This is a genomic window from Streptomyces sp. CBMA156, assembly GCF_014596515.1.
Classification (GTDB): domain Bacteria; phylum Actinomycetota; class Actinomycetes; order Streptomycetales; family Streptomycetaceae; genus Kitasatospora.
In genome coordinates, this window is the sequence record NZ_MSJQ01000311.1 from 1 (window position 1) to 8,046 (window position 8,046).

6 protein-coding genes are annotated in these 8,046 nt (G+C 74.5%); 3 read left to right on the forward strand and 3 right to left on the reverse strand.

Annotated elements, in window-relative coordinates; translation table 11 throughout:
* Positions 1–243 precede the first annotated feature (243 nt).
* Genes BU198_RS26955 through mtrA form a run of 3 tightly spaced genes read right to left on the reverse strand, consistent with a single transcriptional unit; the run spans position 244 to position 4,889 of the window.
* A complete protein-coding gene (locus BU198_RS26955; protein ID WP_188299477.1) occupies positions 244–2,133 on the reverse strand; it encodes an LpqB family beta-propeller domain-containing protein in 1,890 nt (629 codons plus the stop codon).
* Positions 2,108–4,210, reverse strand: a complete 2,103-nt coding sequence (gene mtrB / locus BU198_RS26960; RefSeq protein WP_188299478.1) for an MtrAB system histidine kinase MtrB — start codon at positions 4,208–4,210, stop codon at positions 2,108–2,110. The genes BU198_RS26955 and mtrB overlap by 26 nt, the downstream gene beginning before the upstream one ends.
* 1 nt (position 4,211) lies before the next feature.
* Positions 4,212–4,889 carry an MtrAB system response regulator MtrA gene (gene mtrA / locus BU198_RS26965; RefSeq protein ID WP_030247322.1) on the reverse strand — a complete coding sequence of 226 codons (678 nt, stop codon included), beginning with the start codon at positions 4,887–4,889 and terminating at the stop codon, positions 4,212–4,214.
* A gap of 284 nt (positions 4,890–5,173) precedes the next feature.
* Between mtrA and BU198_RS26970 the strand changes: the two genes are divergently transcribed.
* From BU198_RS26970 to BU198_RS26980, 3 genes are all read left to right on the forward strand, one after another.
* Positions 5,174–6,361, forward strand: a complete 1,188-nt coding sequence (locus tag BU198_RS26970) for a hypothetical protein (RefSeq protein ID WP_188299479.1) — start codon at positions 5,174–5,176, stop codon at positions 6,359–6,361.
* A 5-nt stretch (positions 6,362–6,366) separates the two neighbouring features.
* Complete coding sequence (locus BU198_RS26975; protein ID WP_188299480.1) at positions 6,367–7,062, forward strand: DUF4129 domain-containing protein; 696 nt, start codon at positions 6,367–6,369, stop codon at positions 7,060–7,062.
* The coding region (locus tag BU198_RS26980) for a DUF4350 domain-containing protein (RefSeq protein WP_188299481.1) at positions 7,059–8,046 on the forward strand (988 nt) is incomplete at its 3' end. The genes BU198_RS26975 and BU198_RS26980, both read left to right, overlap by 4 nt.

The window sequence follows — 8,046 nt, forward strand, 5'->3', positions numbered from 1 at the left end:
GACCCCCCCCCCCCCCCCCCCCCCCCCCCCCCCCCCCCCCCCCCCCCCCCCCCCCCCCCCCCCCCCCTCCCCACCCCCCCCCCCCCCCCCCCCCCCCCCCCCCACCCCCTCGCGGGGAAGACGCCCGGGAGGCACGGGAGGCACGGGAGGCACGGGAAGGCCCCGGGGAGCCCCCGAGGAGGCACGGGAACGCCCCGGGAGGGCGCCCGGCCCACCCGGACGCCCCGTCAGCCCGCCCGGGCCTCAGCCCGCGTAGAAGAAGGACCGTGGCTTGTCGATCAGCGAGGTCTCCCGCCACTGGTTGTTGACCAGGCGGAAGGCCTTGACCTCGCTCGGCTTGCCGTCCGTCTGCTTGACCTCGCCCATCGCGAGCACCGACGGCACCTGAGCCAGGCGGTCCTGCCGGGACTCCGAGGCCGCGACGGTCAGCATGCTCTCGGCGCTCTGCAGCTGGGTGTCCGTGCTCTGCGAACCGTCGGTGCTGATGAAGTACAGCTGCTGGGTCCGGTCGGCCTCCTTGCCGAGCACGACCAGCCGGTCGCTCTCCGCCCAGGACACCGAGGCGACGTCGGTGAGCGTGGGAGCGGCCCGGCGCAGATCGGTGATCTTCACGGTCGGCGACTGCGGGGTGCCGCCGTGCACCACCAGCCCGAACCACAGCGAGCGGATCGCCGAGCCCTGGGTCCTGACCACCAGGGCGACCCGGAGGCCGTCCGAGGAGATCTTCAGCGCCTGCACGGTCTGTCCGGTCAGCCCCTCGACCGGCACGGTGTACGGCTTGGCGCCGCGCACCATCACCACCCGCGGTGCCTGCTTGTTGTGGTCCACCACCCAGAGGTCGCCGCGGCCGTCCCAGCTGGGCGAGTCGAAGCCGTCCTCCTTGTCGCCGCCCTTGGCCGGCGAGCTGAGCACCGGCTCGCCCATGGCCACCGCGTTGTCCGCCAGCGGCACCGAGTAGACCTGGTGGCCGTCCTCGCTGATCGCGGCGGCCTGGTTGCCGCCGCGGCTGACCGCGAGGGCGCCGAGCGGCGGCTTGGTGTTCGACTGCGGCTTGCCGAGGATGCCGCGGACCGGGTCGCCGGGGCGCCCCTCGTCGGTCGCCACCAGGGCGCCGTCGGCACGCTGGTAGTACTGCGTCGGGGCCGCCTGCCCGGCCAGGGAGCCGGGACCGGTGGCCGGGCTGTCGCCGCGGGTGGCGGTGCAGGAACCGCCGGGCCCCTTCAGTTCCAGCTTGTCGAACTGGCCCTTGCCCTGGTCGGCGAGGGTGTAGAAGAGCTGGGTCGCCATCCGGCGGCAGGCCATCGGCTCGCCGAGGTCGGCCGCGCCGAGCTGCACGTGGGCGCCCCTGGAGTCGTCCGTGGTCACCCGCTCGACCCTGGTGCCGTCCGGGAACGCCGTCCTGACCACCTGCGAGAGCCACTTCGAGGGTCCGTCGGCCACCGCCTGGGCCGCCGAGGCCAGCGGGTCCACCCGGCGCCGCAGGTAGATCGGGTCGGCGACCAGCACCTCCTGGCCGACGTTCCCCGAGGCCACCGCCGACGGGTCGGGCGCGGTGTAGAAGAACCGCTCGACCTGCCGGAAGCTGTTCCGGAAGTTGGTCTCGTTCATGATCACGCCGGACGGCAGCTTGTCGATCCGCCACTCGCCGTCCTTCCGGACGAAGGTGAAGTCGGAGACGCTGTTGTTCTGCCCGGCGACCAGCCGGTACGAGTGCTTCTCGTCGACGTTGGCGACCAGCTGCCCGCTCACCGGCACCGAGACCGTGGTGTCCGCGTCGGTGACGTCCTGGCCGGCCGGGATGGTCGTGGACGAGAGCACCACGATCCCCAGCTCCGGCTTCCAGTCCGCGGCGGCGCTCTCGGTGAGGTACTTGCGCGCGGTGTCGTACCCCTCGTCGGCGGTCACCGCGTCCAGGAACCCGGTCAGCAGCTCGCGCGGCTTGGCGCCCTTGCCGGGCGCCACCGGGTAGACCCGGGCCTGGAGGTTCTTGTCGGCCGAGCCCTGGGACAGCTCCACCCTGGTGATGCCGCCGGAGTCGGGCATGGCCGCGCAGCCGCTCGCCACCAGGGCGCCGAGCAGCCCGCCGACCACCGCGAGGACCCGCGGCTCAGTCCTGTTGCTCGTCCTTCGCACGCTGCGACCCCTCCGCGTCCGTCGTCCCACCCGTGGCGTCCGGCTCCGCCGTCCGCTGTGCCACCGACAGCCGTCCCGGCGTCGGGTCCACCATGACCTGGGCGCCGGTGGCCCCGTACCCGGCCGCCGCCCGCACGTCCGAGGGGTCCGCGCGCGGGCCCTCGGGCAGCCGGCTCCGGCCCAGCCCCGGGCCGATGTTCAGCACCCCGCCGAGCCCGCTGCCGAGGCCGTTGCCCTCCGGCGTCTCCGCGTGGTCCTCGACGGCGGCCGTCGCCGTCGATCCCGCCGGGCTGATCGCCCGCCGGTACGGCGTGCCCTGCGCGCCCAGGCCCCGGTTGTTGCGGGAGTCCTCCGGCTCCAGCCGGAACGGCGCCCTGGTGATCTCGCCGCCGCGGGTGCGCGGCAGGGTGAGCCGGAAGTGCGATCCGCCGCCCGGCTCGCCCCAGGCCTGGAGCCAGCCGCCGTGCAGGTGGGCGTCCTCGACGGCGATGGACAGGCCGAGGCCGGTGCCGCCGGTGGTCCGCACCCGGGACGGGTCGGCCCGCCAGAAGCGGTGGAACACCCGGGACGCCTCGCCCGGCTTGAGCCCGATGCCGTAGTCGCGGACGCCGACCGCGACCGCGCCGTCCGCGGAACCCAGCCGGACCACCACCTCGCGCCCCTCGCCGTGCTCCAAGGCGTTGACCACCAGGTTGCGCAGGATGCGCTCGATCCGGCGGGAGTCCACCTCGGCGAGCACCGGCTCGCCGTCGCCGCGGATCACCACGGCGCTGCCCTTGGCCTGGGCCAGCGGGTCGGCGGCCTCCAGCACCCGGGCCACGATCTCGCGCAGGTCGACCGGCTCGGCGTCCAGGATCGCGGCGCCGGCGTCGAAGCGGCTGATCTCCAGCAGGTCGGCGAGCAGCGACTCGAAGCGGTCCAGCTGGCCCTGGAGCAGCTCCGCCGAGCGGGCCGCCATCGGGTCCAGGTCCTCGCGGCTGTCGTAGATCAGGTCGGCGGCCATCCGGACCGTGGTCAGCGGGGTGCGCAGCTCGTGCGAGACGTCGGAGACGAACCGCCGCTGCACCCTGGACAGCTCCTCCAGCTGGCGGATCTGCGCCTGGAGGGCGTTGGCCATCCGGTTGAAGGACTCCCCGAGGCGGGCGATGTCATCCGTCCCGGTGACCTTCATCCGCTCTTCCAGGTGCCCGTCGGCGAGCCGCTCGGAGATCCCGGCGGCCATCCGGACCGGGGTGACCACCTGGCGCACCACGACCCAGGCGATGCCGCCCATCAGGATCACCACGAACACGCCGGCGGTCGCCAGGGTGCCGGTGACCAGGTTGAGGGTGTCGGTCTCCTGCCCGAAGGAGAACACGTAGAACAGCTGGTACGGCGTCCCGCCCGGGCCGACGAACTGCATGCCGAGGGCCAGCCCCGGCTCCGACTTGACGCTGCTCTCGGGCGAGCGGTGGATCCGGGTCGGCTGGTCGAACATCTGCTGGGTGGGCTCGGAGCGCAGCTTGGCCCGCAGGGAGTCCGGGATGCTGTTCGGCTGGATGTCGCCCGAGTAGCGCGGCGCGAAGCCGGCGGTGTCCGGGACGACGGTGCCGGTGCCGGGGGCCATCGCGATCACCGAGTAGACGGTCTGCCCGCTCCCGGCCAGGTCGTTGACCTGCCGCAGCAGCCAGGTACCGACCTCGTCGACGGCCGGGTCGCCGCCGCCGCGCAGCTTCTGCTCCCCGGCCTCGTCGATCTTCTTCTGCTCGACCTGGAAGCCGATCCTGGCCTGCGCGCGGGCGGCGTCGATCTTGGTGTCGAGCAGGCCGGTGCGCACCTGCGCCACCACGACCACGCCCAGCACCAGGACCACCGCGATGGACGCCAGCAGGGACACCGCGACCACGCGCAGCTGGATCGACCGGCGGTACAGCGTGGCCACCTGGTGCACGGGGCGGCGCAGCTGACGCTTCACCAGCCCGACCGCACCGGCGGGGCCGCGCCGGCGGCGGGTGGTCGAACTCAGCACGTCGCCGCGCAGCGCCCCGGCCCCGTCGGTCGCGGAACCCGACGGGGTGTCGTCTGCCCGGTCCGTCACGTCAGCTGGGTCCGGCCTTGTAGCCGACGCCGCGGACGGTCACCACGATCTCGGGGCGCTCCGGGTCCTTCTCGATCTTGGAGCGCAGGCGCTGCACATGGACGTTGACGAGGCGGGTGTCCGCCGCGTGCCGGTAGCCCCAGACCTGCTCCAGCAGCACCTCGCGGGTGAACACCTGCCAGGGCTTGCGGGCCAGCGCGACCAGCAGGTCGAACTCCAGCGGGGTCAGCGGGATGCCCCGGCCGTCCCGCTTGACCGAGTGGCCGGCCACGTCGATCACCAGGTCGCCGATGGTCAGCTGCTCGGGAGTGGGTTCCTCGGCACGGCGCAGCCTGGCGCGCACCCGGGCCACCAGCTCCTTGGGCTTGAACGGCTTGGTGACGTAGTCGTCGGCACCCGATTCCAGGCCCACCACGACGTCGACCGTGTCGGTCTTCGCGGTCAGCATCACGATCGGGATGCCGGACTCCGCCCGGATCTGCCGACAGACGTCGATACCGTCCCTGCCGGGCAGCATCAGGTCCAGCAGGACCAGGTCTGGCTTGGTCTCCCTGAACGCGGCTAGCGCCCTGTCTCCATCCGCGACGAAAAACGGCTCAAAACCCTCACCCCGCAGCACGATACCGAGCATCTCGGCCAGTGCGGAGTCGTCATCAACGACGAGGACGCGTCCCTTCATGCGTCCATCTTCTCATTACCGGATTGTGACCTGCCGCACAGCAGTGCCAATGCTCCAGAACGGCCAACTCCCCTGCCGGTGCATTCCGGCCATACCGGGCGAATACCCCTGCCGGAGCGGCTCGGAACCCCCCGCGGACCACCACCCGGCCCGCCCCGGAGGGCCGTTGCCGATCAGCAACCCGATCACCGTGGGGCCGGTTTCCGGCCCCATGGCACGATGGGCGCTGCGCGCGGGCGGAGACCGCCCGCAGTCGCGCCCCTGACGCCCTCCGAGGAGCAGTGATGACCGACACCCCGGGCTGGGCCTCGCCCAGCTCGTCCGAGCCGCCCCGCGACGGCGCCAGGCCCCCGGCCGACGCGCCCGCCGCCGTGCCCGGGCCGTCGGCACCACCGCAGGCCACCCCCGGCTGGACCGGCCCGGCAGGCGCCCCCCGGCAGGAACAGCACGGGGGGCAGCAGTGGGGGCAGCAGCAGCCCGGCGGCCAGCGCCCGTACGGCTGGGGCGCCCCGCTGAGCCCCAAGCCCGGCGTCATCCCGCTGCGCCCGCTGACCGTCGGCGAACTGCTGGACGGCGCCGTCACCACCGTCCGCCGGCACTGGCGCACCGTGCTCGCGTTCTCGCTCGGCCTCGCCGTCGTCTCCCAGGCCGGCACCGTCCTGGTCAACCTGCTGATCAAGGGCAGGACCGGCGCGGCCACCCCGACCCTGCGGATGCTGGCCGGGCTGCCGCTCGACCTGCTGCTCACCGTGTTCGCCACCGCGCTGCTCACCATCGTGGTCAGCCGCGCCGTCCTCGGCCGGCCCGTGACCGCCGGGGAGGCCTGGCGCGACGCCCGTCCCCGGCTGCTGCAGCTGCTCGGGCTGACCGTGTTCACCCTCCTGCTGGGCCCCGGCGTGATCCTGCTCGGCCTGCTCCCGCTGATCGGCTACTCCGCCGCCGGCGCGGACTCCGACGCGATCGCCGGCCTGCTGACCCTGGTCGCCCTGCTGACCGCGCCCGTCGCCATCTGGCTGTGGGTGCGCTTCAGCCTCGCCGCCCCCGCCCTGATGCTGGAGAAGCAGGGCGTGCTGACGGCGCTGTCGCGCTCGCGGCGCCTGGTCCGCGGCGCCTGGTGGCGGGTCCTCGGCATCACCGTCCTGGCCCAGATCCTGGCGTTCATCACCGCGATGATCGTCATCGTCCCGTTCCAGTTCATCGGCCTGGCCCTCGGCTTCGAGAGCCTCGACAGCCAGGGCCTGCCCACCACCACCGACCAGGGCACCGCCATGGTGATCCTGCTGGCGGTCGCCGGGATCATCGCCGGCACCTTCACCACCCCGTTCATCGCCACCGTCGGCGTGCTGGTCTACATCGACCAGCGGATCCGCCGCGAGGCCCTGGACATCGAGCTCGCCCGCGCCGCCGGTCTGCCCGACTACGGCGGCACCGGCCGGAGCGGGCCGGGCGACCCGACCACGGCGAGGCGCTGAACCGGATGCCCAGCTGGGGGGACAGGCTCCTCGTCGCGGGCGGCGCCCCGGTCACCGTCCCGCGTGACCCGGCGCGCGACGCCGCCCGCGACGAGCTTCTCGACGCGGAGTACCACAAGCACGACCCGTCCGTGCTGCAACGGGTCACGGACTGGTTCTACGACCACATCGCCGACGCGCTCGACAGCATCTCCGGCGAGGGCACCAGCGGCACCACCGGACTGATCCTCTTCCTGATCGTCGCGGTGCTGATCGGCGCCGCGCTCTGGTGGCGCCTCGGCGCACCCCGCCGCACGGCCCGCACCGTCCAGGACGTGTACGGCGCCGAAGGCCCGCGCAGCGCCGCCCGGTACCGGGCGGACGCCGCCGGGCACGCCGCCGCCGGACGCTGGACCGAGGCCGTCCGCGAGCAGATGCGCGCCCTGGTCCGCGGCCTGGAGGAGCGCACCCTGCTCGACACCCGCCCCGGCCGCACCGCCGACGAGGCCGCCGCCGAGGCCGGCCGGGCACTGCCCGAGCACGCCGCCGCCCTGGCCGCCGCCGCCCGGACCTTCGACGACATCGCGTACGGCGAACACACCGCCGACCAGGACGCGTACCGGCTGCTGCACGAACTCGACCGGACGCTGGAACGCACCCGCCCGGTCCTCGCGCCCGACCAGGCCGCCGTCCCCGCCCCGACCCCGGGAGGAGCGGCATGACCGGCACCGTCCCCACACCCGCCCCGGTGCCGCCCGTCGAAGCGCCCACCGCCGCCCCGACCAGCCTCGCGCCCACCGCACGCACCCTGTGGCGCCGGGCCCGCTGGTACCTGGCCGTCCTCGCCGCCCTGCTGATCGGCGCCGCCGCCGTGTCCGCGCTCGGCCAGGACCGCCGCTACCCGCCGCTGGACCCGCGCTCGTACGACCGCGACGGCACCCATGCCGTCATCGCGCTGCTCGAACGCCAGGGCCTCAAGGCCGAGTTCACCACCGACCCGGCGCTCTCCCCGGGCGGTCAGGACACCCTCGTCCTGCCCGAACCCGACCTGCTCAGCCCCGCCCAGCTGCACGGCATCGCCGCCGCCCGGCACCGGCGGCTGGTGCTGGTCGCCCCGGGACCGGCCGCGCTCACCGTGCTCGCCCCCGGCATCCGGCTGTCCGACGACGCGGGCGGGCCGCCGTACGCCGCCGTCCGCTCCACCCCCGCGGAGTGCTCCCTCCCCGAGGCCGTCCAGGCCGGCAGCGCCCAGCAGGGCGGCATGCTCTACACCAGCGGCAGCCGCGGCGAGGGCTGCTACCCCCGCGGCCACGGCTACCCGCTGGTCCACCTCCCGGCCGGCGACGGCGACCGGGACGTCATCGTGCTCGGCAGCGGCACCTTCCTGCACAACGGCCGGCTGACCGAGGACGGCGACGCCTCCCTCGCCCTCGGCCTGCTCGGCTCGCAGCCCCGCCTCACCTGGCACCTGCCCGACTACTCCGTCCCGCTCCCCGAGAGCGCCCGCACCAAGACCTTCGAGGACTACCTCCCGGACGGCTGGCGCTGGGCCGGCTACCAGCTCGCCGTCGCCGCCGTGCTCGCCGCCCTGTGGCGCGGGCGCCGGCTCGGCCCGGTGGTCAGCGAGAACCTGCCCGTGGTGGTCCGCGCCGCCGAGACCACCGAGGGCCGCGCCCGCCTCTACCGGCGGGCCAGGGCCCGCGGCC

Excerpts from the sequence above, each read along its gene's own strand:
- BU198_RS26970 (WP_188299479.1), top strand. The coding sequence starts at position 5,174 with ATGACCGACACCCCGGGCTGGGCCTCGCCCAGCTCGTCCGAGCCGCCC.
- BU198_RS26975 (WP_188299480.1), top strand. The coding sequence starts at position 6,367 with ATGCCCAGCTGGGGGGACAGGCTCCTCGTCGCGGGCGGCGCCCCGGTC.
- mtrA (WP_030247322.1), bottom strand. The coding sequence starts at position 4,889 with ATGAAGGGACGCGTCCTCGTCGTTGATGACGACTCCGCACTGGCCGAG.